Below are 1329 nucleotides of genomic sequence, written 5' to 3' on the forward strand. Positions count from 1 at the left end.
CTGCCGCCGCCAGGTGGTCAGCAGCGACCGGCAAATGCCATGCCGCCGCGCTGTGGCAGCCGCTTGTCGGTGGCCGATAAAGCTCTCCTCCACGATGCGCAGTTTATCATCATCTGACCAATACCGGCGGCGATCACCATCGGCAGCGGAAAGAACTTCGATTTGAGGGCGGTTATTGAAGTCGGACATAAGGCCGGACTTACCATCGGATCGATCCCGGGATCAGGCGGCCGCCGCCGGAGCCTTACTGACCTGACGCGATTCCATACAGACAACTTCAAACCCTTCAGACTTCAAGCCGTAGTACAGATGCTGACACATCGCACCGGCTTCAAAGCCAACACGCTCAATTGGAAAGCGAAGCGCAGTCAGATAGCCTGCGATCTCCTCAATATCACAAGGCAGTTCTCGCTCGTGCAGAACCGTGCCTTTGCCATCGACAACACAGACCGCGCAGGACCGCAGCGAAACGTCCAAGCCCGCGAAAAACTCCATTCGAAATCTCCCATGTTCACAGATCTATTGTGATCCTATCGGGAGCTCGACCTCAGTTCAGGGTCTGCCCAATTACGCATACTTCCGGGAAGGCGGCTTCAGAATTTCGCGCCTGCAGCGGAGTGCGCGCTGCGCCTGGTTCGAATGTCGCGTTCGGGCTGGCTTGAGCCGATCACTGTGATCCTGGGACAGGCTGGTGCTTGCTTCTCAGCGCCGCAACGCCGCATGGCGGCAGTGAGCCCAACCCGGAAGAGCCATTTTTTCGCTGCATGCACTCGCAGCACGTTGACTCGCTGCATTGCCCAAGACCACCCGCTGCACGGCAGAAGGAAATGCGGGCGTTCAAGCGCGGAGCGTCGATGTATTGGTGGGCAATGCACGGGGTGCGCAGACAATTCTGCCGTTAAGGGCCAAGCGGTGTTAGGCCTGACGAAAGGAAACGAATATCGCTGTTGTTGGACTGATTACGCGAGCAGCTTTCCATTCTTGTCCATCACCATTTCGCCGTCCTCTTTTAAAAGCGGACCTGGCGGCAGGTGATCCAGGAGATCTAGAACCGTTTCCGAAGGGCGGCAAAGGCGAACTCCTTTGGGACTGCAGACTAGGGGCCGGTTCACCAAAATCGGATGCTCAACCATGGCGTCAAGCAGCGCGCTTTCGTCCACGGCAGCATCGCAGAGGCCGAGTTCTTCTGCTGGCGAGCGGTTGATGCGCAACGCCTCCCGAGCGGTCAAGCCCGCTGCTGCGAAGAGACCTAGGAGCTGCGGACGTGTCCAACCAGCTTCGAGATAATCGACGACAACCGGCTCCTCACCCGCGGCGCGGATGAAGGCC

General features: G+C 58.5%; 3 protein-coding genes. All 3 read right to left on the bottom strand.

The annotated features are described in order from the left end of the window. A partial coding sequence (locus GKC28_RS26035; RefSeq protein ID WP_174148107.1) for a transposase occupies window positions 1-189 on the bottom strand: 189 nt, incomplete at its 3' end. Between the two features lie 33 nt (window positions 190-222). Then, complete coding sequence (locus tag GKC28_RS26040) at window positions 223-495, bottom strand: hypothetical protein (RefSeq protein ID WP_174149829.1); 273 nt, start codon at window positions 493-495, stop codon at window positions 223-225. A gap of 464 nt (window positions 496-959) precedes the next feature. Then, a complete protein-coding gene (locus GKC28_RS26045; RefSeq protein WP_174146056.1) occupies window positions 960-1322 on the bottom strand; it encodes an ArsC/Spx/MgsR family protein in 363 nt (120 codons plus the stop codon). Window positions 1323-1329 lie beyond the last annotated feature (7 nt).

The organism is Leisingera sp. ANG59 (genome assembly GCF_013317235.1).
Taxonomy (GTDB): domain Bacteria; phylum Pseudomonadota; class Alphaproteobacteria; order Rhodobacterales; family Rhodobacteraceae; genus Leisingera.